The 264-nt window shown below is 33.3% G+C and carries 1 protein-coding gene; it reads right to left on the bottom strand.

What is annotated here, in order from left to right; genetic code table 11:
• Positions 1–264: TonB-dependent receptor domain-containing protein (locus SB816_RS32535; RefSeq protein WP_410548318.1), on the bottom strand; the 264-nt coding region annotated here is incomplete at both ends.

Below are 264 nucleotides of genomic sequence, written 5' to 3'. Positions count from 1 at the left end.
AGGCTTAAGATTTGGGTTAAAAATATATTCAATATTATTTAGAGTATTGTTAGAGTCGGCAAAATTTAGAGAACTTAATAACGGTTTAGAATAATTTTTAGAAGCCCCAAAACGAAAGCGCCAATGCTCATCGATGAAGAGTGTACTATTTAGGCTAGGTAGCCATAAATCATAGCTTAAGGTTGATAAGTCCTGAGTATAAGTTGTTATAGAATCAAACTGATAACGTAATCCAAAATCGACCTCCCATTTATCTCTCTCAAG

Origin of the sequence: Achromobacter sp. SIMBA_011, from assembly GCF_046535435.1 — a bacterium.
Lineage (GTDB): Bacteria > Pseudomonadota > Gammaproteobacteria > Burkholderiales > Burkholderiaceae_B > Achromobacter > Achromobacter dolens.
The sequence above is the reverse complement of the archived record's forward strand: the minus strand, read 5'-3'. Positions and strand labels throughout refer to the sequence as shown.